Consider the following 21,821-nt stretch of genomic DNA (forward strand, 5'->3'; position numbering starts at 1 on the left):
AGGTCGTACGATGCCCAGCGTGACGCACGACGACGCTCCGCCGCTGGCGGACCTCATGCCGTGGTCCGTCGCACCGCCGCGGCTCGGCCGGGGGTGGCCGACGGGCCCCGACGCGGCATCCCTCAAGGCCCGCTGGGACGCCCTGCTGAAGGCCGAGGGGCCCGACCGGGAGGCCCTGTTCGAGCCGACGCGCTCCCGCACCCTGCGCTCGGCGGTCGGACAGCTTCCGGGACGCACGGGCGGCACCGAGAGACTCGCCCGCGCCACCGGCCCCTGCCCGGAGCCGGTGCGGGTCCTGCACGCACCCTTCGACGAGCAGTGGCTGATCCCCGACCACCGGCTGATCGACGCCGCCCGGCCCGAGCTGTGGCGGGTGGCGGACGACGCCCAGGTGTTCGTGGTGGAGACACCCACGGACGGGCAGGGCCCCCGGCTCCTCGCGACCTCCCTCCTCCCCCTGCTCCGACCGAGCCGCGTCCGCCCGCTGTACCGCCGCCCCGGCGGCACCGAGGCGAACCTGGCCCCGGGCCTCCTGGAGCACCTGCGCACCCGGCTCGGGGTCCCGGTGCAGCCCTTGGACGTCCTCGCCTGGATCCTGACGGCGGTCCGCGCCGACCTCACGGTCCCGTTCACCGACGATCCCGAACTGTGGCTGCGGGGCGTGGAGTCGGGCCATCGCACGCTGTGGCTGATGCGTCGCCACGGCGACCGCCCGAAGCTGCCCGGCGGCCGCCGCCCGTACGTCCGCGCGCCCCTGCCGTCCCGCCCTGTGCTCCTGGACTACGACCGCGAGGAGGAGGCCCTGCTGCTGGACGAGGGCCGGGTATCCCCGGTGCCGCCGGAGGCCTGGGACTTCGAGGCGGGCGGGGTGCGGGTGCTGGAGCAGTGGTTCGCGGCCCGGGTCGCGGAACCGGAGCCGGGCACGCTGTCCGCGATCCGCCCGGCGACCTGGCCGCAGACGTGGACGTCGGAACTGCTGGAGCTGATCACCGTGCTGGCGCTGCTGGCGGATCTCCAGCCGCTCCAGGACGAGTTGACGTCACGGATCACGACGGCCGAGCTGCGGGGAGCGGGAGTGCTGCCGCCTCCGGACTCGTCACGCAGGCCGGCGTCGGTCCTGGACGGCCACGAGGAGGGCCCGGAGGGTCAACTCACGTTGCTGTAGCCCCCAGGGGCGCGGGCTGCTTTGAATTCGCGGCTACCGCCGCGCGGGCGCGACCAGCGCCGCACCCGGCACTCCACGGTCACCCGCGCGGCGCGAACCCGTCCAGCACACGCCCCAGCATCCGCTCGAACACCGCGTCCAGATCGATCGGCCCCGAGTCCTCCGTGAAGGACGCGGCCAGTCTCGGATACGCCCCGGACGCCACCTGGCTGCCCAGATACGCGATCCGCACCGCGTTCTCCTGCTCCTCGGTCCACGGCAGCGACCGCACCCGCTCGGCCGTGGAGAGCTCGTTCGAGACGTATGTCGTCACACAGCCGTTGAGCATCGCGACCAGCTCGATCTTCGTGCCGGCGGGGGCGTCCAGCGGGTCGAGGCAGGCGAGGCAGTGCTCCAGGTAGCGCAGGGCGTTGGGGCTGAAGCCGTACACCCCCGACATCAGCCGCACCATCCAGGCGTGCCGGTGCATGAGCGCCTTGGTCTGGCGGGCGTTGCGGAGCATGTCGGCCCGCCAGTCGCCCGTCGGTTCGAACAGCTCGTGCTCCCCGCTGACCGCGTCCACCATCAACTCGTACAGGTCCTCCTTACGGGGGACGTAGTTGTACAGCGACATCGTCCCGCAGCCCAGTTCGGCCGCGACGTGCCGCATGGAGACAGCGTCCAGCCCTCCGGCGTCGGCCAGTCGCACCGCCGCCGCCGCGATGTCCGCCCTGGTGAACGCGGGCTTCGGTCCGCGACCTGTCCGCTCGGGACGGGCCCAGATCACTTCGGGTACGGCCGCTCGGCCCGCCATCGATCATCACCTCGGCCACCATCCTAGTTACGTACAGCGTACGTAGTGCGCTATGGTCCTGCCATGACTTCTACGTACGCTGTACTTAGTGAAGGTCTGGAAAAGCGCTTCGGGGAGGTCCATGCCCTGCGCGGGCTGGATCTCGCGGTCGCTCCGGGCACGGTCTGCGGCATCCTCGGCCCCAACGGGGCGGGCAAGACCACTGCCGTACGGCTGCTGACCACGCTGCTGCGGCCGGACGCCGGGTCCGCGCGGGTCGCCGGGCGCGATCTCGTGCGGGAGCCGGAGGCGGTGCGCCGCGCCATCGCCGTCACCGGGCAGTACGCGTCGGTCGACGGGGACCTCACCGGACGGCAGAACCTCCGGCTGTTCGCCCGGCTGCACCGCGTGCGGGGGCCGGCCGAGCGGGCCGCCGAGCTGCTCGACCGCTTCGGGCTGACCGAGGCCGCCGACCGCGCCGCGTCCACCTACTCGGGCGGTATGCGCCGCCGACTGGACCTGGCGGCCAGTCTGATCCGCCGCCCCGAGATCCTGTTCCTCGACGAGCCGACGACCGGGCTCGACCCGGCCGGCCGCACCTTCGTGTGGGACGCCGTACGCGATCTCGCGGCGGACGGCACGACCGTGCTGCTGACCACGCAGTACCTGGAGGAGGCCGACCAACTCGCCCATGACATCGCTCTGGTGGACCAGGGGCGGGTCGCGCACACCGGTTCGCCCGCCCAGCTCAAGGCACTGGTCGGGGAGCACGTGGAGGTCGTCGTCGCGGACGCGGACGCGCTGGGCAGGGCGGCCGGTGTCCTGGACCGACTCACCGGCGGGGAACCGTCGTTCGACCACGACCGGAACGCGGTCGGCGCGGTCACCCGGGACACCACGCTCACCCTGCCCCGGCTGGTGCGCGAACTGGACGCGGCCGGGGTGCCGTTGCTCGACGCGAGCATCCGGCCGCCGACCCTCGACGACGTCTTCCTGCGACTCACCAAGGAGCTTGCGGCATGAGCACGTTGGCCTACGACGGCAGCGCGATGCTGGGCCGTCAGCTACGGCGGGTCCGGAACAACCCGGGGCTGCTGATCCTGACCCAGACCATGCCGATCACCATGCTGCTGTTCTTCGGCTACGTCTTCGGCAGCGCGCTGGCGATGCCGGGCGGGGAGTACCGGTCCTTCCTGGTGCCGGGCCTGCTGGTGGCGACGGCGGCGAACGGGATCATGACCGGGATGTTCCAGGCCGCCCAGGACGTCCACCGGGGCGTCACGGACCGGCTGCGCACCCTGCCGATCAGCCGGGCGGCCGTGCCGCTGGGGCAGTCGGTCGCGGACGTGGTGGTCACCGCCGCGGGCACGGTGCCGTTCCTGCTGGTCGGGCTCGCGGTGGGCTGGCGGATCGAGGGGTCCGCGCTCGAGGCGCTGGGCGCCGGCGCGCTGTTGCTGCTGTTCCGGTTCGCGACCACCTGGATCGGGATCTTCCTCGGTCTGCTCACCGGCAGCGAGGAGGCCGCGGGTCAGCTCGGCGGGGCGACGTTCGTCCTGCCGCTGCTGTCGAACGCGTACATCCCGACCGAGGGGCTGCCCGGGTGGCTGCGCGCCCTCGCCGAGTGGAACCCGATCAGCGCGGTGACGACGGCCCTGCGGGACCTGTTCGGCAACGCGCCCGTGCCGGAGGGGGCCGCCTGGCCGGTGGCCCATCCGGTCGCCGGGTCACTGCTGTGGTGTGCGGTGCTGATCGCGGTCTTCACACCGCTCGCCGTACGCAGGTACGCGCACGGCGGGAGCTGAACACCTCCTGCCGGGAGGGGAGTTCGAGCCCTGCCGGGGCCCGGGCCGACCTCGGAGGCGTGCATGCCAAAGGTGTTGCGTACGGGGAGGCCGAGCCGGGGCACGGGTCCCGCGCTCGGCCGACTCACCTGGATCGTGCTGCATGCCGTGGGGATGACGGGCAGGATCGCAGCACGACACCGGGCGGCGAGGGCTCAGTGCCCGCCGAACAGCGAACGGCGCAGTCGGCGCAGAGGCGCGAACAGCGAGACACGGCGAACCCGCGCACCCCTGTCACTACGCTCCTGCTTGCTGGTGTCACGCGCGGTCAGCTCAAGCATCAGCGACGTCGCCTCGGCCGTCTCCCGCTGCGGGACAGCAGGTCCCGACAGCACCGAGAGATGGCGGTCGAGGCGCGAACTGGTCGCGCTGCTCCCGCAGGTGATCGCAGGGACCCTCGCCCTGCGCACTGCTATCTGTTCCATGTCACTCCCCACCCGTACGAGTCCACCCGGCCCGGGCAGGGTAACCCTATCGCCCCTGCGGGGCACACGTGTATCGGCGTCACAGGATTCACCTTCCCCGCAAGGGCGTTGACGACCCCTCCATGATTACTCTCCGAATCCAACAGATTTCAGGGCGAGTTGGACAACCGGCTGGGTAGTGGGCTGCGGTGATCCCCCGTCGGGCTCGACCGTCACTGCGAGTGATGTCGCGGACTTGTCGAGTCCGCTCGCCACCAAGGGCGTGTCGGCGGCGAAGAGCCCCAGGGAGCGCGGTTGCCCTTCGGGGCGCATGAGCCACAGTTGGCGCACCCGGCCGCTCGGAGGCGCGGGGTACCCGCTCAGGGTGACGACCGCACGTCCCTCGGATGCGGAAGCGATCACTCCGATGGTGCGGCCCTGGGCGTCCTGACTCCGGGTCGCCAGCGCGTCCGCGGCCTGCAGAACGTGGGCGATCTCACTGGCCTGGGCCTTCTGCGCGTCCAGTTCGTCCTGGGTGCGGTTGGCCTGGACGGCGAACAGGGAGGCGACGACGAGGGCCGCTGCGGCGGTGGCCGTCGCGAAGGGCACGAACAGGGGCCGCCGCTGACGCTGCCGGGGTGGCGGCTGCGCACCCCAGACGTGCGGCGGCAACTGCACCCGGCGCGCGCGGGCGGGCTCCGGCCGTACGCGGGCCGGCTCGGGCCGCGCGGCGGACTCCTGCGGGGTGGCCCGTACGGCGGCCAGCACCCGGTCGCGCATCGCGCTCGGCGGCGGAGCGGCGGCCGACCAGGCGAGCCGTACGGCGTCCTCGGACAGCGCGCGCACCTCGGCCGCACAACTGTCGCAGCCCTTGAGGTGCCGCTCGAAGCGGGCGCGTTCGGCGGGCTCCAGCGCGTCGAGGGCGTACGGGGCCGCGAGGGAGTGGAGATCTTCCCGGCGGAAGAGGCTCATGCCGCACCTCCCAGGCACTCCCGCAAGCGGGTCAGTCCGTCACGCATCCGCGTCTTCACCGTCCCCAGCGGCAGACTCAGCCGCTCGGCCACTTCACGGTACGTGTAGCCGTCGTAGTAGGCGAGGGTGACCGACTGGCGCTGGAGCTCGGTCAGCCGCTCCAGGCACCGGCGCACCCATTCGCGTTCGAGGCCCGCCTCGACCTCCTCGGTCACCTGGTCGAAGGCGGGGTGGTGGGCCCGGCGCGCCTCGCGCTGCTCGCGCTCCCCGGCCGCGCGGGCGCTGCGCACCCGGTCGACGGCCCGGCGGTGCGCGAGGGTGAGGACCCAGGACAGCGCGCTGCCCCGGCGCGGGTCGAAGCGCGCGGCGGACCGCCAGAGTTCGAGCAGCACTTCCTGCGACACCTCCTCCGACTGCGCCGGATCACGCACCACACGCCGTACGAGCCCGAACACCGGCCCGGCGACGAGCCCGTAGAGCTCCTCGAACGCCCTCTGGTCCCCGCCCGCCACGAGCAGCAGTAGCTCGTCCGCCTCCAACTCGCCGCCCCCTCCCGCAAAGCCGCATCTGGGCCGTCCCGTCCCACGAGGTATTCGCAACGAACACACCTCCGGATGGGGTTACGGATCAGATCGTCGAAAACGCGGGTCGAGCAGCAGAAAAGAAGTTTTGAGATTCGACCAATCCGGCCCGGCCACCACTCCGAATCCCCGAGCGTCAGGCAAGTTGGACTGAGGACGGACGGCATGACACCTATCTCCAGGAGCGGCTCGGGACGCAGGAGTCTCGCGACCCTCGTATGTGGTGCGCTGGCCGCCGGGGGGCTCGCAGCCGCCGGCGTGGCCACGCTGGAACCGGGGGCGGCCTCCGCCTCCAGTCACCGGGAGGCCCCGCTGATCTCGGGCGACCCGCAGTACGACAACACCGACGTGTACGCGTTCGTCAGCCCCGACAAGCCGGACTCGACGACGATCATCGCCAACTGGATCCCCTTCGAGGACCCGTCGGGCGGCCCGAACTTCTACCAGTTCGCCGAGGACGCCCAGTACGACATCCACATAGACAACAACGGTGACGGACAGGGCGAACTGCTCTACCGCTTCACCTTCAAGACGCACATCAAGAACAAGAAGACGTTCCTGTACAACACGGGTGCGGTCGACAGCCTCGACGACCCGGACCTGAACGTCACGCAGACGTACGACATCGAGCTGTTCCGGCTGAAGAACCAGAAGGTCCAGTACAAGACGAAGGTCGCCGACGACATCCCGGTGGCGCCGTCGAACGTCGGCAAGGCGTCGATGCCGAACTACGAGAAGCTGCGCGACCAGGCGGTCTACAAGCTTCCCGGTGACGCGACGGCGTTCGCCGGCCAGGCCGACGACCCGTTCTTCCTGGACCTGCGCGTCTTCGACCTGCTGTACGGCGGGAACCTCAGCGAGGTCGGCAACGACACGCTCAAGGGCTACAACGTCAACTCCATCGCCCTGCAGGTCCCGACGGACATGATCACCGAGTCCTCGCACCAGCCGGTGGTGGGCATCTGGTCGACGACCCAGCGCAGGAACGCGCAGGGCTACTACTCCCAGGTCTCGCGCCTCGGCAACCCGCTCGTCAACGAGGTCGTCAACCCGCTGAAGGACAAGGACAAGTTCAACGCGTCCGCGCCCTGGGACGACGCGCAGTTCCTGAAGAACGTCACCAACCCCGAACTGCCCAAGCTCATCGAGGCGATCTACAAGATCCCGGCCCCGAAGGAGCCCCGCAACGACCTCGTGGACGTCTTCCTGAAGGGTGTGAAGGGGCTGAACCAGCCGCCCCACGTGCGGCCCGCGGAGGAGCTGCGCCTCAACACGTCCATCAAGCCCACCGATTCTCCGAAGCGGCTCGGTGTGCTTGATGGCGACAACGCCGGGTTCCCGAACGGGCGTCGGCTGACCGACGACGTGATCGACGCGTCGCTCCAGGTCGTCGAGGGCGAGCTGGTCGGGTCCAAGAACGACCTCGGTGACGCGGTCGACAAGAACGACAAGGACTTCGAGAAGTCGTTCCCGTACGTCGCGCTGCCGACGGAGGGTTCGCGGGGTCCGCTCGCCAAGGGCACGTCCGGTGGGAACGACGTCCGCAACCAGCTCGGGGACGCGCTGTCGCCGGCGGGGTCCTCCGGGTCGGACAACATGTCACTGATCGCCGGGTCCGCGGGCGCGGGTGCGGCCGGGATCGTGCTCATCGGGGCGGCGCTGGTGTGGTGGCGCCGGATGCGGAGGCGTGCCTACTAGGGTGCCTCGATCCGTCGGCCGGCGGCTGCGGGTCCGTGGGGGCCGGTCGCGCAGTTCCCCGCGCCCCTGAAAGCCTCGCAGCCACCCCCGTTACTGGCGCGGCCTGCACGTACCCATCCCCCACGGTGCAGGCCGCGCCGCACCACACGATCACCACAGAACCAGGAGAGGGCAATGTCCGGGTCCACTACCGACAGCGCAGCCGAGAACGAGCACGACGGGTCGTCGGAGACCTCGGAGATCGTGACGCCCTCTGCTCGGTCCGAGGACGAGAAGGTCGCCGCCGTGCGGCGGGTCGCGGCTGCCGGTCGGCGCTGGCGGGCCGCTCAACTCGCAGGATGCGCGGCCCTGTTGGCCGTCGCCCTGACGGGTGGGTCGATCGCCTTCGGGGCGCTGCGGGACGGCGGCCCGGCCACCGTCGCCAGTACGTCCCCCGCGGTCTCGCCCGGGCTGATGGCGAGCGGGGACCTCGACGCGGGCATCAGGGCGGTGCAGGCCCATCTGCGCGGCCAGCCGAAGGACTTCGGCGGCTGGGCCACCCTCGGGCTCGCCTACGTCGAACAGGCCCGGACCAAGGGCGACCCCTCGCGCTACCCGCAGGCCGAACAAGCCCTCGAGAAATCACTGGAGTTGAGGGCCGACAACGAGCAGGGCTTCGCCGGTCTCGCCGCGCTCGCCGCGGCCCGGCACGACTTCAAGGGCGCCCTCCGGTACGCCGACCAGGCCCTGAGGCAGAACCCGTACAGCGAGCGCGCCCTCTGCTCCCGGATCGACGCCCTCGTCGAACTCGGCCGCTACGACGAGGCGGCCGAGGCCGCCGACCTCGCGGACGAACGGCGCCCCGGCATACCGGTGTTCACCCGCTACGCCTACGTCCACGAACTCCGCGGCGACGTCCGCACCGCCCGTTCCGTCCTCGAGCGGGCCCTGTCGAGCGCGACCACCCCGGGCGACATCGCCTACGTGGCCACGGCGCTGGGCCAACTCGCCTGGAACCAGGGCGACCACGACACGGCCCTGACCGACTACGCCCGCGCCCTGGCCGCCGACGACGCCTACCTCCCCGCCCTGGAGGGCAGGGCCCGCGCGCAGGCCGCGAGCGGGGACCGGGCGGCCGCGATCAAGGGCATGGAGGCGGTCGTGGCCCGGTATCCGCTACCCGGGCCGCTCGTCGCGCTCGGTGAGCTGTACGAGGACCGGGGCGGTGCGGGCGACAAGGCCAGGGCCGGCGACCAGTACGCGCTCGTGGACGCCTGGACGGCCCTCGCCCGGGCCAACGGCGTCAACGCCGACCTCGACACCGCGATGGCCGCCGCCGACCACGGCGACCGAACCGCCGCCCTGCGCGCCGCCCGCGCCGAGTGGGCCCGTCGGCACACCGTGCACACCGCGGACGCCCTCGCCTGGGCCCTGCACGTCAACGGCCGCGACCAGGAGGCCCTGCCCTACGCCCGGCGGGCCACCGCCACCGGCTACCGCAACGCCTCCTTCCGCTACCACCGCGGGATGGTCGAGCTCGCCGCGGGCGACCGGAAGGAAGCCCGGTCCCAACTCGCCTCCGCCCTGAAGCTGAACCCCGGCTTCTCCCCGCTCGGTGCCCGCGAGGCCCGCAAGGCACTGAAGGAGATGGCCCGTTGAAGCCCCGCCGTCTGTTCGCGTCCCTCACGGCCGTCCTGACGGCGGCTTGTGCGCTCGCGCTGCTCCCTTCCAGCAGCGCGAGCGCCCACCCTCTCGGGAACTTCACCGTCAATCGCTACGACGGTCTGGTCGCCGCCCCGGGCCTGCTCCGCGTCGACCACGTCGAGGACCTCGCCGAGATCCCCGCGACCCAGGCCCGGCCGGACATCGAGAGGCTCGGCATGACCGAGTGGGCCGGCCGGCGCTGCCGGAACGCCGCCGACGGCACCGAGCTCACGGTCGGCGGCCGTACGGTCCGCCTCACCGCGCAGAGCAGCCGCGCGCGCGTGCGTCCCGGCCAGGCGGGGCTCGACACCCTGCGCGTGGAGTGCCGGCTGACCGCCCCGCTGCCCGAGGACTCCGACGTCACGCTCGGCTTCCACAGCGCGGGCACCGACTCCGGGCCCGGCTGGCGCGAGATCACCGCGCGCGGCGACCGGATGACGCTCACCGCGTCGGACGTGCCGAAGACCTCGGTGTCCGACGAACTGACGTCGTATCCGCAGGAGTTGCTGTCCTCCCCCGCCGACACCGTCACCGCCTCCCTGCGGGTGCGGCCCGGTGGGGCGGCCCTCGCCGAGGAGCGGTCGGACGCCCCCGCGGCCTCGGTGCTGCCCCGGGGCGCCGACCGCTGGACCCGCGCGCTGGACTCCCTGGTCGCCCGGCACGACCTCACCGTCGGCTTCGCGGCGCTCGCCCTGCTCGTCGCGGTCGCCCTCGGCGCGCTGCACGCGCTGGCCCCGGGGCACGGCAAGACCCTGATGGCCGCGGTGGCCGCGGCCCGCGGCGGCCGGGCCCGGATGAAGGACGTCCTGCCGCTGGCCGCCTCCGTGACCGTCACCCACACCCTGGGCGTGGTCGCCCTGGGCCTCCTCGTCGCGGCCGGCTCGACGGCGGCGCCCTCGGTGATCGCATGGCTGGGCATCGCCAGCGGGGTGATGGTGACCGCGGCGGGCGTCGCCCTGCTGCGCCGCGCCCTGCGCACCCGCGCCCACCAGCACGGACACACGCACGACCACGACCACTCGGCCGACCACGCCCACACCGACACCGACCGGCCCGAGGAACGCTCACTGGTCCTGGTCGCCGCCCACACGGAGACCTCCCCGGCAGCGGTGACAGCGACGGCCCGCCCGCACACCCACGCACTGGAACACCCGCACAACCACCCCCACGCATCGGAAAACCCGCACGACCACCGCCACGGCCACGATCACGGGCATGCACACGGTCACGATCACGCGCACGACCACGGCCACCCGCACCCCCATGATCACGATCACGACCATGGCCACGACCACCCCCACACCCTGGAGCACACCCACGGCGGCTTCACCCACAGCCACGCCGTCGCCCCCACCCTCCGCGGCACGATCCTGCTCGGCTTCGCCGGCGGTCTCGTGCCCAGCCCGTCCGCCGTCGTCGTGCTCGTCGGTGCCGCCGCGCTGGGACAGGCCTGGTTCGGGCTGCTGCTCGTCGTGGCGTACGGGGTCGGGCTGGCCCTGACCCTGACCGCGGCCGGATTCGCCGTCGTCAGGCTGGGCAGTGGAGTCACACGGCTGCTGGACAGGCGCCCCCGCCTGGCCGCGAGCCCGATGACCGCGCTGGTGCGCAGGACCGCGCCCCTGATGTCGGCGTTCGTCGTGGTGGCTCTCGGGGCAGGATTGGTGCTCAAGGGGGCGGCATCCGCACTCGGCTGAGCTACTTTTGTACAGAATTCACGCGCAACATCACGCGGAGTGGAGATTTCGCCCGGATGCGAATGGGGGACGCCCGTGTCCGAAGAACCGGGCAGTGAACGAGTGATCGCGGGCCGCTACCGCCTCCTGACCCCGCTCGGCGAGGGCGGCATGGGAACCGTGTGGCGGGCCCGTGACGAGGTGCTGCACCGCGAGGTAGCCGTCAAGGAGGTGCGCGCGCCGCACGGACTGCCGACGCACGAGGTCGAGCGGCTGTACGCCCGCCTCGAACGCGAGGCGTGGGCGGCGGCCCGGGTCGCCAACCGCAATGTGGTGACGGTCTACGACGTGGCCACCGAGGACGGCCGGCCCTGGATCGTCATGGAGCTGGTGCGCGGCATCTCGCTCGCCGAACTCCTCGACGCGGAGGGCCCGCTCGGTCCGCAGCGGACCGCGCACATCGGCGCCGAGGTGCTCTCCGCGCTGCGGGCCGCGCACGAGGCCGGGGTGCTGCACCGGGACGTGAAGCCCGCCAACGTACTGCTGTCGAACGACGGCCGCGTGGTGCTCACCGACTTCGGCATCGCCCAGGTCGAGGGCAGTGCCGCGCTCACCATGACCGGCGAGGTCATCGGCTCCCCCGAGTTCCTCGCCCCGGAGCGGGCGCTGGGCCGCACCCCGGGCCCGGAGTCCGACCTGTGGTCGCTGGGCGTGCTGCTGTACGCCGCCGTCGAGGGCAACTCCCCCTTCCGCCAGAACACCCCGCTGAGCACCCTGCGCGCGATCGTGGACGAGGAGCTGCCGCCGCCGTACCGGGCAGGTCCCCTCACCCCCGTGATCGAGGGGCTGCTGCGCAAGGACCCGGCGGAGCGGCTGCCGGCCGAGCAGGCCGAGCAGGAGCTGCGGATCATCGGCGCGGGAGGCACGCCCCGGGCGGACGCCGTGCAGGCGGGGCCGTACGCCCCGACCGTCGCGGCGCCCTTCCCGCAGGAGCCTCCGACGGCCCCGTACCGGCCCGCGCCCACTCCCACGTCCACGCCCACCACGGCCTCCCGGCCGCCGGAGCGCAACCGCCGGGCGGCCGTCGTCCTGGTCGCGGGCGTGCTGGCCCTGGCGCTGGCGATCGCGGGGCTGACGTACGCGCTGCTGAACCGGGACGACGGCGACAAGGACGGGGAGACCGCCAAGGACACCGCTCCGGCGGTCAGTTCGCCCGCGCCGACCGGGAGGGACGAGACGGGTGAGGACACCCCGTCGCCGAGTCCGAGCAAGAGCACCACGAGCGCGCCCCCGCCGCAGTCGGTGGACGTGTCGCTGTCGGGCTCGCACACCGACTACACGGGCACCTGCCCGCCGGACCGGTCAGCGGCGCCCACCTTCACGGTCAGGCTGACGGTCGGCCGGCTCCCGGCGACGGTGACCTACCGCTGGGTGTCGGAGAACGGCTCGGTGAACGGCAGTTGGAAGACGCTCACGTTCCCGGCCGGTGGCGGCAGGACTCAGGAGGACCGGCGGTTCGTCACCACGCAGGACGACAGCGGGACGTTCGAGGACACCATCAGCGTGGAGGTCCGCGAGCCCGTCGAGAAGACGTCCGAGTCGGTTCCGTTCTCGCTGACGTGCGTGACGGAGACCCCGACCGGTACCACCGGCGGGGCCTCCTCCTCCGCTTCCCCGTGAGGGATGCTCAGGCCGCGCTGTTCAGGACCGGGAGGTAGCCGCCGGACTGGCCGGCCGCGGTCGGGTGGTAGGACTCGCCGATGTTGAGCAGGTTGAGGCTGTGCAGCCAGGCGCTGCCGGAGCAGAGTTCGTGGCCGGTGAAGGTGGGGCGGACGTCGCCCCAGGTGAAGCCGTGGTCCGCGGCCCGCTTGGCGATCGCGGTGTCGAGGTGATCGGCGGCGTCGTTGATGGCCTTCCGCTTGGTCTCGGAGAGGCCGAGGCAGGTGGTGCCGAGCCGGTAGAAGCGGGGGTAGCCGAGGACGACGACGTGGGCGTTGGGGGCCCTGTCGCTGATCTGCGTGTAGACGGTGTCCAGTTGACCCGGGAGGGTCGAGTCGACGTACGCCTTCGCCGTGTTGATCCGGGAGAGGCAGGAGCTGTCGGACTGGAGCACACAGGTCGTCATGACGTCGGCGAAGCCGGCGTCGTTGCCTCCGATGCTGATGGAGACGAGGGCGGTGGCGGAGCTGAGCGGGGTGAGCTGGTTCGCCAGAACATCACCCGTACGGGCGCCCGAGCAGGCGGTGAAGGCGAACGACGAGGGTGAGTGGGCGGCCGCCCAGAGGTAGGGGTAGGCCTTCGTGCTGCGCTTGCAGTCGCCGCTCGACGAGAGGTAGCTGCCGGCGCCGACACCCGAGGAATACGAGTCTCCCAGGGCCACATAGGGGCCCTCGGCGGCGTGGGCGGTGCCTGTCCCGGTGAGGACTGCGGCGAGGGCGAGGAGGAGTGAGCCGACGTACGCGGCAAATCGGGAACGTCTCATGGAACCTCCCTTTAGCAGGATCTCTGCCGTAACCGTCGTAGCAACGACACGCGGCGACGGGAAGTGTCCATGCCAAAATCGGTGCCGCCGCCATCGACCGCGGTGTTGTGCGCCCTTGACGCTCCCCCGGGCGCTGCGCGACATTGAAGCCCGGCATCCGGCGCTTTCTGGGGGGAAACGTCGCCCATGCAGACAACAGACATCCAAAGACCTTCCCGTGCGTCGGGAAGAGACCTGACGCCCTTGCTCGCGGGCGCCGCGACGGCCGTGGGGGGATGCGGCGCACTGCTCGCGCTCACCGGCTCCGACTCACCGCTGCGCGCCCCGCTCACGCTCTTCTTCCTGCTCGTGGCGCCCGCCGCGGGCATCGCCGCCGCCCTGCGCGGCTTCGATCCGTTCGCCCGGACGCTGGCCTCGCTGGCCGGCTCGGTCGTCCTCAACATGCTGGTGGCGCAGGGCATGCTGGCCACGCACCGCTGGTCGGCGCGCGGCGGGGTCGTGGCGACGGCCGTGCTCAGCGTCCTGATCCTTCTGCTGGTACTGCTGCTGCGGCGCCGTACGGCGAAGGGTCAGGACGTCTGACGTGGACATCAGCGTGTACCGCCCCGGCGAGCTGAGCGAGGCCGACCGGGTGGCGTGGACCGCTCTGCAGTCCAAGGCCCATCTCCAGGGCTCGCCGGGCCTGGCGAACCCGTTCCTGTCCCCCGAGTTCGCGCTCGCGGTGGGCCGGTGCAGGCGGGGCGTGCGGATCGCGGTCGTACGGGAACAGGGCGAGCCGGCCGCGTTCCTCCCCTTCCAGCGGACCGCCGCCGGTGTCGGCCGGGCCGTCGGACTGGGTGTCTCGGACGCCCAGGGGCTGGTGCACCGGCCCGGATTCACGTGGGACGCCCGGGAGTTGCTCCGTGCCTGTGGGCTCGTCGTCTGGGAGTTCGACCATCTGGTGGAGGGGCAGGGGCCGTTCGAGGCGGAGGCCTCCGGCCGGTTCCCCTCTCCGGTGATGGACGTCGAGGAGGGGTACGAGACCTATCTGGCCGGACTGCGCGAGCGTGCACCGAAGTTCACCCGCACCACCCTCGCCAAGGAGCGCAGACTGGCCCGCACGGCGAGCGGGGTGCGCTACGTCCACGACGAGCGCGACCCGGCCGCCCTGCGCGCGCTGATGGACTGGAAGTCCGCCCAGTACCGCAGGACCGGCCGCAGCGACCGCTTCGCGCACGGGTGGATCGCCCGGCTGGTGGAGCGGCTCTTCCACACCCGCACGGAGTCGTTCGCCGGGATCCTGTCGGTGCTGTACGCCGACGGGAAGCCGGTGGCCGCCCACTTCGGGCTGCGCACCGAGCGGGTGCTCGCGTGCTGGTTCCCGGCCTACGACCCGCGGTACGCGAAGTACTCGCCGGGCCTGGTCCTGCACCTGCGGATGGCCGAGGCGGCGGCCGCCGACGGCATCGCCCACCTCGATCTGGGCCGGGGGCGGAAGGAGTACAAGGACTCCCTGAAGACACGGGACCTGACCGTGTCGGAGGGGTGGGTGACGCGCCGGCACCCGGTCGCGGTCGGACACCGCGTCCGCCGGGTTCCGGTGCGGGCACTGCGCAACGCCGTAGTGGCACGTCCGGAGCTGTTCGAACCCGCCGACAGGCTGCTGAAGAAAATAGGAAAGATCCGCTCCGGCGCGTCGGTAACGGTCAAACCAACAAAAACGTGAGACGTCGTTCCAGGTCTTGCCATACAGGTTCAAACGTCAATACCGTCATACATCACACCCGCTTCGTCCCGTCATCGAGCGGCTCTAGGGGAGGGCTCAAGGACCGCGACGGGGGACGCGGGGCGCGGTAGGGGGGTGCCGTGCTCGGTGACCGCACTGTGTGACCGAGTCGTGCCGCGCGACCGGCTGTCGTCTCTTCGGAACAAGCACAGCACGACGGCGGTCGGCCAGCTTTGCCAGCTCACCCGGCAGGTACGGAGATTCCTTCCGGCATGCCGTGCGTGAGAACCCCCCTTTCGAACCGGAGCAACAAACCGGACCGCCCAGGGGCGGGCGGTCCACCGGACGAGAGGGAACCAGACTCATGAGTTCAGTTCTGCGCCCGGCGACTGCGGGCCAGGATGTGCCGACAGCCAGCCAGTACCGGCCCGTCTCCACCCATCTGGCCATCGCGCCACCGGTGAGCGTGGTCATACCCGCCATGAACGAGGCGGAGAACCTTCCGTACGTCTTCAAGACCCTGCCCGACTGGATCCACGAAGTCGTCCTGGTGGACGGCAACTCCACGGACGACACCGTCGCGGTGGCCCGCGAGGTGTGGCCCGAGGTCAAGGTCGTGAAGCAGCTCGGCAAGGGCAAGGGGGACGCCCTGATCACCGGGTTCGAGGCCTGCACCGGTGACATCGTCGTCATGATCGACGCGGACGGCTCGGCCGACGGCAACGAGATCGTCTCCTACGTCTCCGCCCTCGTCTCGGGCGCGGACTTCGCCAAGGGCTCCCGCTTCGCCAACGGCGGCGGCACCGACGACATGACCTTCATCCGCAAGCTCGGCAACTGGGCGCTGTGCACCATCGTCAACCGCAAGTTCGGCGCCCGCTACACCGACCTCTGCTACGGGTACAACGCCTTCTGGCGGCACTGCCTCGACAAGATCGACCTCGACTGCACCGGCTTCGAGGTGGAGACCCTGATGAACATCCGGGTCGTCAAGGCCGGGCTGAAGGTGCAGGAGATCCCGAGCCACGAGTACCTCCGCATCCACGGCGCGAGCAATCTGCGGGCCGTGCGCGACGGGTTCCGGGTGCTCAGGGTGATCCTCGGGGAGCGGTCCAACCGGCGTGCGCTGCGCCGCCGCGCCCGTCGCTCGCCCATGCTCGACTCGGTCCGGGGAGAGGTGTCTTGAGCGGTCCCGACGTCTCCGTCGTGATCTGCGTGTACACCGAGGACCGCTGGGAGGACATCCTCGCGGCGGTCGCCTCGGTGCGGACGCAGTCGTACCCGGCCCTGGAGACGCTGCTGGTCGTCGACCACAACGCGGCGCTCCTGGACCGGCTGGCCAAGGAGTACAAGGAGGTCGGGGAGGTCCGGGTGCTCGCCAACGCGGGCCCCCGCGGCCTGTCCGCGGGCCGCAACACCGGGATCGCCGCCTCGCGCGGCGAGGTGATCGCCTTCCTGGACGACGACGCCGTCGCCGAGCGCGACTGGCTGCGGCACTTCGCCGCCGGCTACGCCGACCCGCGGGTCATGGCGGTCGGCGGCCGTACGGTGCCGATCTGGGCGTCGGGGCGCCGGCCGGCCTGGTTCCCGGAGGAGTTCGACTGGGTGGTCGGCTGCACCTACAAGGGCATCCCCGCCGGTCTGGTCCGGGTGCGCAACGTCCTCGGCGGCAACGCCTCCTTCCGCCGCAGCGCCTTCGACGCGGCGGGCGGCTTCGCCACCGGCATCGGGCGGGACGGCGACAAGCGCCCGCTGGGCTGCGAGGAGACGGAGCTGTGCATCCGGCTGAGCCGGGCCGCGCCGGACGCGGTCCTGCTCATCGACGACCGGGCGGTGATCCACCACCGGGTGCCCGAGGCACGCGAGCACTTCGGGTACTTCCGCACGCGCACCTGGGCGGAGGGCCTGTCCAAGGCGCTGGTGGCCCGAAGTGTGGGTGCCGACAAGGGACTTGAGTCGGAGCGCCGGTACACCACGAAGGTCCTGCCGGCCGGGGTGGTGCGCGGGCTGCGGGACGCGGCGCTGGCCCGGCCGGGCGGCGCGGGCCGGGCGGGCGCGATCGTCGCCGGGGTGCTCACCGCGGCCGGCGGATATGTGGTCGGCACCGTCCGGGCGCGGCGCGGCGCGGCCACGTTCTCGGTCGTGGACATCCAGGGGGACAGCGATGGCTGAGCCGCCGGTTCCCGTCCTCATGTACCACTCGGTCGCCACCGACCCGAACGACACCACACGCGTGCTGTCGGTGTCCCCGGAGTCCTTCGCCCAACAGATGGAAACCGTCGTCCAGTTGGGGCTCACCCCGATCAGGACGGCGGACCTCGCGGCCGGTTGGCGGGAGGGCCGCCCGCTGCCCGAGCGACCCGTCCTGATCACCTTCGACGACGGCTACGAGGGCGTCCACCGACACGCCCTGCCCGTGCTCGCCAAGCACGGCTTCCCGGCCACGGTGTTCGTCACCACCGGCTGGCTCCGGGGGCCGTACGACACCGGCGGCGGCCTGGACACCATGCTGGACTGGGACCAGGTCCGCGAACTCGCCGCGGCGGGCGTCGAGATCGGCGGCCACACCCACACGCACCCGCAGCTCGACCAGCTCGACGACACCGCGCTGCGCCACGAGCTGATCCACTCCAGGGAGATCGTCACCGACGAACTCGGCACCGCGCCGGCCTCGCTCGCCTACCCGTACGGCTACTCCAGCCGCCGGGTGCGCGAGGCGGTCCGCGAGACCGGGTACGGCCAGGCGCTCGCGGTGAACAACGGTCTCGCGCGGCGCCGCCAGGGGCCGTACGCGCTGACCCGGCTGACCGTGCGCCGGGCCACCACGGCCGAGGAGTTCGAGCGGCTCGTCCAGGGCCGGGCGATCGCCCGGGACTTCGCCAGGGACCGTGCCCTCACCAAGGGGTACGCGTTGGTCCGAAGAGCACGACAGGTCCGCCGGAAGGTCTCCCGTTCCCGTGTCTGACACGACGACCACGACCCAGCCCGAGTCGACCGCGGCCAAGGCGCCCGAGCAGTCGGGGCGCCGTCTGAGGCTGCCCGGCCTCGGCAGAAGCGGGGGCGGCGGGGGCAGCCAGCTCTTCCGCAACGCCTACGCCCTGATGCTGAACACGGGCATCTCCGCGGTGCTGGGTCTCGGATTCTGGCTGGCGGCCGCCCGCTACTACTCCGAGTCGGCGGTCGGCCAGGGCTCCGCCGCCATCGCCGCGATGAAACTCCTCGCGGGACTGACCGCGGTGACCCTGACCGGGGCGCTGGCCCGCTTCATACCGGTCGCGGGCCGGGCCACCGGGCGCCTCATCGCCCGTACGTACGCGGGCAGTTCGGTGGTCGTGGCGATCGCCGCGGCCGTCTTCCTGCTCACCCTGGACGTGTGGGGGCCGTCGTACCGGTTCCTGCACGGGCCGGTCAACGGCCTCGGCTTCATCGCCGCCGTCGTCGCCTGGAACGTGCTGACCCTCCAGGACGGCGTGCTGACCGGGTTGCGCAGCGCGCTGTGGGTGCCGGTCGGCAACACCGTGTTCTCCGCGGTCAAGCTGGGACTCCTGGTCGCGTTCGCGGTGGCGATCCCGACGGCCGGTGTCTTCGTGTCGTGGGTCGCGGCGATCGCCGTCTCGGTGCTGCCGCTCGGCTGGATGGTGTTCCGGCGCCTGGCGCCACGCCATGTGAAGGCGACCGAGGAGCACGCGAAGCCGCCCTCCCTGAGGGAGATCGGGCGTTTCCTCGCGGGCGACTACACCGGCTCGCTGTTCTCGCTCGCCGTGGTCTACCTGGTCCCGGTGATCGTGGCCTCCCAGGTCAGCTCCCAGGACAACGCGTACTTCTACATCACCACGACGATCGGCGGCACCTGCAACCTGCTCGCCATCAACATGGGCGCCTCCCTGACCGTCGAGGGCTCGCACGACCCGGGCCGGCTGGCCGCCAACACCCGTGCCGCGCTGAGGCGGATGGCGCGGATCATGCTGCCGGTGGCCGGGGTCCTGTTCTTCGGGGCGCCCTGGATCCTCGGGGTGTTCGGGGCGGGCTACGCGGACGCGGCCACCCCGCTGCTGCGGTGGTTCGCCGTCGGCGCGGTGCTCCGGGTCGTCATGGAGACGTACTTCGCGGTGCTGCGCGCACAGAGCCGCACCTCCGGACTCGCCTGGCTGCAGGGCCTGTTGTGCGCCATGGTGCTCGGTCTGACGCTGCTGCTCCTGCCCCGGATGGGGCTCACCGGAGCGGGCGTCGCCGAGATCTCCTCGCTCGCGGTGATCGTCGCGATCGCCGCGCCCAGGCTGTACCGGACGGTCCGGCACGCCCCGGCCGCCGAGGTGCCCGCGGCCGCCGCGCCCGACGGTGACCTTGCCGACCTCGGGGCCCGCGAGGCGCCGGCCGCCGGCCGTGGCCGCCGCCCCGGCTGGGCGCTCGACCAGGACACCCTCGCGCTGGGCATCCACGTCGACTTCGACCACCTGGAACGCCGGCCCGACGTACGGCCGGGGCCCGGCACCCCGCCCACCGGCACGCCCGTCGTGCCGCCGACCCGCGACCGGCCGACCTGGGCCCTGAAGAAGTTCCCCGAGTTCGGGCTGCCGGTGGAGGAGCGGGAGCCCGGCTCCGAGTCCTCCGTGGGGCCGTCCGAGACGGAGGTGGACGCGCCGTTCGAGGTGGCCTTCGACGCGGGCAAGGAGATCGCCGTACGGGAGGGGCCCGCCGCGGCGGAGGAGCCGGTGGCATCGGAGGAGGCAGTGCGGCCCGTGGAGCCGCCACGACCCCTGTCCGTGCGGGAGAGGCTGCAACCCACCTGGCTCGGGGTGTTCCTCGGCGCTCTGCTCGCCGTCGCCCTGCTCCTGTACTGGGTGCCGGTGCTGGGCCTGGGCGAGGCCGACCTGGACCGGATGGGCGGGCTCGGTCTGATCTCGGTCCTGCCGCTGCCCACGGCGGCCGGCGCGGCGCTGCTGGTCGTGGTGTTCGCCTCGCTGCTCTGGCTGGGGCGCGAGCACAGGGCGCTGCTGCTGCTCACGCTGGTGGCGACCGTGGTCTCGCTGCACGCGCTGCCCGCGGTGATCGAGACGGAACCGCGGTTCGCGACGGCCTGGCAGCACCTCGGGTTCATCGACTACATCGACCGGACCGGCTCCGCGGTGCCCGACCTGGATGCCCGCTGGAGCTGGCCGGGCTTCTTCGCGGCGGCCGCGTTCGTGGCGCGGGCGTGCGGGGTCACCGACCTCACCGAGGTCATCCGCTGGTGGCCGACCGCCATCCAACTCGCCTATCTGGCACCGATGTTCCTGCTCGTACGGCACATGCGGGCGAGCTGGCGGGCCAAGTGGACCGGCATCTGGATCTTCGTGCTGAGCGGCTGGGTCGGCCAGGACTACTTCTCCCCGCAGGGCTTCACCTATCTGCTGTACCTGGTGTTCGTGGCGGTCCTGCTGGTCTGGTTCCGCGCCCCGCGGGTGATCTGGACGAAGCGGCGCCCCGGCGAGGCGGAGGTCGAGCCGACCGACCGGCGTCAACGGGCCGTGCTGCTCGCCGTGTTGATCGGCCTGTTCGCGGCGAGCGTGCCCGCCCACCAGCTCACCCCGTTCGTGATGCTCGGCGTGCTGGCGGCGCTCGTGCTGATCGGCCGCAGCGAACTGCGCGGCCTGCCCGTCCTGTTCGCCGTCATGGTGACCGCCTGGATCGGCTGGATGGCCGAGCCGTACTGGTCGGGTCACTTCGACGACCTGTTCGGCGGGGTCGGCGGCGTCGGCGGCAATGTCTCCTCGTCGGTCTCCGGCCGTATCGAGGGCGGCAGTTCGACCCACAAGCTGGTCCTGTACGTGCGCGTGCTGCTGGCCGGCGGGGTCATGGCGCTGGCCTGCTACGGCTGGTGGCGCCGGCGCGAGCACCGGTACCGGGAGGCCGCGCTGCTCGTCCTCACCTTCGTGCCGTTCCTCGGCTTCGGCATGCAGTCGTACGGCGGCGAGATGGCCCTGCGTGTCTTCATGTTCGCCCTGCCGGGCGCCGGCCTGCTCGCCGCGCTGGCGCTCTTCCCGCGCACCGGGGTCACCGCGAAGGAACGCGAGAAGGACCGGGTCAGTCTCGCCCCGGTGGCCGCGCTGCTGGCGGGTCTGCTGCTCGTCGGCGGCTTCCTGGTGGCCCGTTGGGGCAACGAGCCGTTCGAGCGGATCCAGCCCGGCGAGGTCGCCGCCATGGACTACGTCTACGCCCACGACGATCCGACGGTCCGGGTGCTGTGGCTTTCCAACGACACGGTGAACAACGTGACCCCGGCGATGCCGTGGGGCGCGAGGGACATGGAGAAGGTGTCGTACGTGCCGACCCTGGCACCGACCGACCCGGTGCTGGTGTCGAGCCTGGTCAAGGCGCTCAGGGACGCGGGCCCGAACTCGTATCTGATGGTCAACGTCAGCCAGGTCACGTATCTGCGGCTGGACGTGGGCTATTCGCGGACGTGGGAGCCGCGGCTGCTCGACAACCTGGACAGCCGCAAGGAACTCAGGCGGGTTCTCACCAACGACGACGTGACCATGTACGCCCTGCGCGACCAGCCCGCCGGAAAGGTCCCCCGGGCCGATCCCGGGCCGATCGGACCGCAGGTGACCTGGACGCCGTGGTCGGTGGTGGGGGCGCTGGCCGCGCTGGCGCTGATCCTGCTGCTGTCGGCGCGCGAGGTGGTGCGGGTCGCGGTGCGGCCGGGGGTGCGGCAACTGCGGTGGTTGCAGAGCAGTTTCTGGTTCGCGCTGCCGCTCCTCGCGGTGTTCCTGGCGGCCCTGGTGCAGCGCTTCCTGACGATGAAGTAGGTCCGGTGCGCACCGGAGCCCGTTCTCCCCGGTGGCCCCGGTGCGCGCCGATAG

General features: G+C 72.0%; 18 protein-coding genes. 13 read left to right on the forward strand and 5 right to left on the reverse strand.

Annotation, left to right across the window (positions count from 1 at the left end):
- The first annotated feature begins 10 nt into the window (after positions 1-10).
- Positions 11-1,165: a type ISP restriction/modification enzyme gene (locus tag ACZ66S_RS25305; RefSeq protein WP_469903786.1), complete on the forward strand. Its 1,155-nt coding sequence runs from the start codon at positions 11-13 to the stop codon at positions 1,163-1,165.
- Positions 1,166-1,244: 79 nt separating this feature from the next.
- Here the strand turns inward: ACZ66S_RS25305 and ACZ66S_RS25310 are convergent, their stop codons facing one another.
- The gene (locus ACZ66S_RS25310; protein WP_469903787.1) at positions 1,245-1,958 is read right to left on the reverse strand and encodes a TetR/AcrR family transcriptional regulator; all 714 of its coding nucleotides are present in this window, start codon (positions 1,956-1,958) and stop codon (positions 1,245-1,247) included.
- 63 nt (positions 1,959-2,021) lie between these two features.
- On the opposite strand from ACZ66S_RS25310, the gene ACZ66S_RS25315 reads away from it, so the two are divergent.
- Together ACZ66S_RS25315 and ACZ66S_RS25320 are read left to right on the forward strand one after the other, a co-directional pair.
- Complete coding sequence (locus tag ACZ66S_RS25315; RefSeq protein ID WP_469903788.1) at positions 2,022-2,960, forward strand: ATP-binding cassette domain-containing protein; 939 nt, start codon at positions 2,022-2,024, stop codon at positions 2,958-2,960.
- Positions 2,957-3,739, forward strand: coding sequence for an ABC transporter permease (locus ACZ66S_RS25320; protein WP_469903789.1), 783 nt, complete (start codon positions 2,957-2,959; stop codon positions 3,737-3,739). The genes ACZ66S_RS25315 and ACZ66S_RS25320 overlap by 4 nt, the downstream gene beginning before the upstream one ends.
- Before the next feature lie 194 nt (positions 3,740-3,933).
- On the opposite strand, the gene ACZ66S_RS25325 is transcribed toward ACZ66S_RS25320, so the two are convergent.
- The 3 genes from ACZ66S_RS25325 to ACZ66S_RS25335 all read right to left on the reverse strand — a co-directional run bounded on the left by ACZ66S_RS25325 (position 3,934) and on the right by ACZ66S_RS25335 (position 5,693).
- Positions 3,934-4,203: a hypothetical protein gene (locus tag ACZ66S_RS25325; protein ID WP_053852397.1), complete on the reverse strand. Its 270-nt coding sequence runs from the start codon at positions 4,201-4,203 to the stop codon at positions 3,934-3,936.
- 126 nt (positions 4,204-4,329) lie between these two features.
- Positions 4,330-5,154, reverse strand: coding sequence for an anti-sigma factor (locus tag ACZ66S_RS25330; RefSeq protein ID WP_469903790.1), 825 nt, complete (start codon positions 5,152-5,154; stop codon positions 4,330-4,332).
- Complete coding sequence (locus ACZ66S_RS25335; RefSeq protein ID WP_469903791.1) at positions 5,151-5,693, reverse strand: sigma-70 family RNA polymerase sigma factor; 543 nt, start codon at positions 5,691-5,693, stop codon at positions 5,151-5,153. Before ACZ66S_RS25335 ends, ACZ66S_RS25330 begins: the two co-directional genes overlap by 4 nt.
- A gap of 207 nt (positions 5,694-5,900) precedes the next feature.
- Here ACZ66S_RS25335 and ACZ66S_RS25340 point away from each other — a divergent pair, with 207 nt between their 5' ends.
- The 4 genes from ACZ66S_RS25340 to ACZ66S_RS25355 all read left to right on the forward strand — a co-directional run bounded on the left by ACZ66S_RS25340 (position 5,901) and on the right by ACZ66S_RS25355 (position 12,469).
- On the forward strand, positions 5,901-7,433 hold the full coding sequence (locus tag ACZ66S_RS25340) for a DUF4331 domain-containing protein (protein WP_469903792.1): 1,533 nt from the start codon (positions 5,901-5,903) through the stop codon (positions 7,431-7,433).
- Positions 7,434-7,607: 174 nt separating this feature from the next.
- Positions 7,608-9,071 carry a tetratricopeptide repeat protein gene (locus ACZ66S_RS25345; protein ID WP_469903793.1) on the forward strand — a complete coding sequence of 488 codons (1,464 nt, stop codon included), beginning with the start codon at positions 7,608-7,610 and terminating at the stop codon, positions 9,069-9,071.
- A complete protein-coding gene (locus tag ACZ66S_RS25350; protein WP_469903794.1) occupies positions 9,068-10,810 on the forward strand; it encodes an urease accessory protein UreH domain-containing protein in 1,743 nt (580 codons plus the stop codon). Before ACZ66S_RS25345 ends, ACZ66S_RS25350 begins: the two co-directional genes overlap by 4 nt.
- A 75-nt stretch (positions 10,811-10,885) precedes the next feature.
- Positions 10,886-12,469 (forward strand): serine/threonine-protein kinase, encoded by a 1,584-nt coding sequence (locus tag ACZ66S_RS25355; protein WP_469903795.1) that lies wholly within the window; start codon positions 10,886-10,888, stop codon positions 12,467-12,469.
- 7 nt (positions 12,470-12,476) lie between these two features.
- Here the strand turns inward: ACZ66S_RS25355 and ACZ66S_RS25360 are convergent, their stop codons facing one another.
- A complete protein-coding gene (locus ACZ66S_RS25360; RefSeq protein WP_469903796.1) occupies positions 12,477-13,271 on the reverse strand; it encodes an SGNH/GDSL hydrolase family protein in 795 nt (264 codons plus the stop codon).
- A 243-nt stretch (positions 13,272-13,514) separates the two neighbouring features.
- Here ACZ66S_RS25360 and ACZ66S_RS25365 point away from each other — a divergent pair, with 243 nt between their 5' ends.
- From ACZ66S_RS25365 to ACZ66S_RS25390, 6 genes are all read left to right on the forward strand, one after another.
- Positions 13,515-13,853 carry a hypothetical protein gene (locus ACZ66S_RS25365; RefSeq protein WP_469903797.1) on the forward strand — a complete coding sequence of 113 codons (339 nt, stop codon included), beginning with the start codon at positions 13,515-13,517 and terminating at the stop codon, positions 13,851-13,853.
- Position 13,854: 1 nt separating this feature from the next.
- The gene (locus ACZ66S_RS25370) at positions 13,855-14,976 is read left to right on the forward strand and encodes a GNAT family N-acetyltransferase (protein WP_469903798.1); all 1,122 of its coding nucleotides are present in this window, start codon (positions 13,855-13,857) and stop codon (positions 14,974-14,976) included.
- Between the two features lie 364 nt (positions 14,977-15,340).
- Positions 15,341-16,162, forward strand: a complete 822-nt coding sequence (locus tag ACZ66S_RS25375; RefSeq protein ID WP_469903799.1) for a glycosyltransferase family 2 protein — start codon at positions 15,341-15,343, stop codon at positions 16,160-16,162.
- A complete protein-coding gene (locus tag ACZ66S_RS25380) occupies positions 16,159-17,148 on the forward strand; it encodes a glycosyltransferase family 2 protein (RefSeq protein WP_469903800.1) in 990 nt (329 codons plus the stop codon). The genes ACZ66S_RS25375 and ACZ66S_RS25380 overlap by 4 nt, the downstream gene beginning before the upstream one ends.
- Complete coding sequence (locus ACZ66S_RS25385) at positions 17,141-17,941, forward strand: polysaccharide deacetylase family protein (RefSeq protein ID WP_469903801.1); 801 nt, start codon at positions 17,141-17,143, stop codon at positions 17,939-17,941. The genes ACZ66S_RS25380 and ACZ66S_RS25385 overlap by 8 nt, the downstream gene beginning before the upstream one ends.
- Positions 17,934-21,767: a lipopolysaccharide biosynthesis protein gene (locus ACZ66S_RS25390; protein WP_469903802.1), complete on the forward strand. Its 3,834-nt coding sequence runs from the start codon at positions 17,934-17,936 to the stop codon at positions 21,765-21,767. The genes ACZ66S_RS25385 and ACZ66S_RS25390 overlap by 8 nt, the downstream gene beginning before the upstream one ends.
- Positions 21,768-21,821 lie beyond the last annotated feature (54 nt).

The organism is Streptomyces sp. NPDC107471, assembly GCF_055582845.1.

What these genes read in the sequence shown, in the direction of transcription:
- ACZ66S_RS25340 (WP_469903792.1), top strand. Translation starts at nt 5,901, where the DNA reads ATGACACCTATCTCCAGGAGCGGCTCGGGACGCAGGAGTCTCGCGACC.
- ACZ66S_RS25330 (WP_469903790.1), bottom strand. Translation starts at nt 5,154, where the DNA reads ATGAGCCTCTTCCGCCGGGAAGATCTCCACTCCCTCGCGGCCCCGTAC.
- ACZ66S_RS25360 (WP_469903796.1), bottom strand. Translation starts at nt 13,271, where the DNA reads ATGAGACGTTCCCGATTTGCCGCGTACGTCGGCTCACTCCTCCTCGCC.
- ACZ66S_RS25385 (WP_469903801.1), top strand. Translation starts at nt 17,141, where the DNA reads ATGGCTGAGCCGCCGGTTCCCGTCCTCATGTACCACTCGGTCGCCACC.
- ACZ66S_RS25325 (WP_053852397.1), bottom strand. Translation starts at nt 4,203, where the DNA reads ATGGAACAGATAGCAGTGCGCAGGGCGAGGGTCCCTGCGATCACCTGC.
- ACZ66S_RS25320 (WP_469903789.1), top strand. Translation starts at nt 2,957, where the DNA reads ATGAGCACGTTGGCCTACGACGGCAGCGCGATGCTGGGCCGTCAGCTA.
- ACZ66S_RS25345 (WP_469903793.1), top strand. Translation starts at nt 7,608, where the DNA reads ATGTCCGGGTCCACTACCGACAGCGCAGCCGAGAACGAGCACGACGGG.
- ACZ66S_RS25305 (WP_469903786.1), top strand. Translation starts at nt 11, where the DNA reads ATGCCCAGCGTGACGCACGACGACGCTCCGCCGCTGGCGGACCTCATG.
- ACZ66S_RS25310 (WP_469903787.1), bottom strand. Translation starts at nt 1,958, where the DNA reads ATGGCGGGCCGAGCGGCCGTACCCGAAGTGATCTGGGCCCGTCCCGAG.
- ACZ66S_RS25375 (WP_469903799.1), top strand. Translation starts at nt 15,341, where the DNA reads ATGAGTTCAGTTCTGCGCCCGGCGACTGCGGGCCAGGATGTGCCGACA.
- ACZ66S_RS25315 (WP_469903788.1), top strand. Translation starts at nt 2,022, where the DNA reads ATGACTTCTACGTACGCTGTACTTAGTGAAGGTCTGGAAAAGCGCTTC.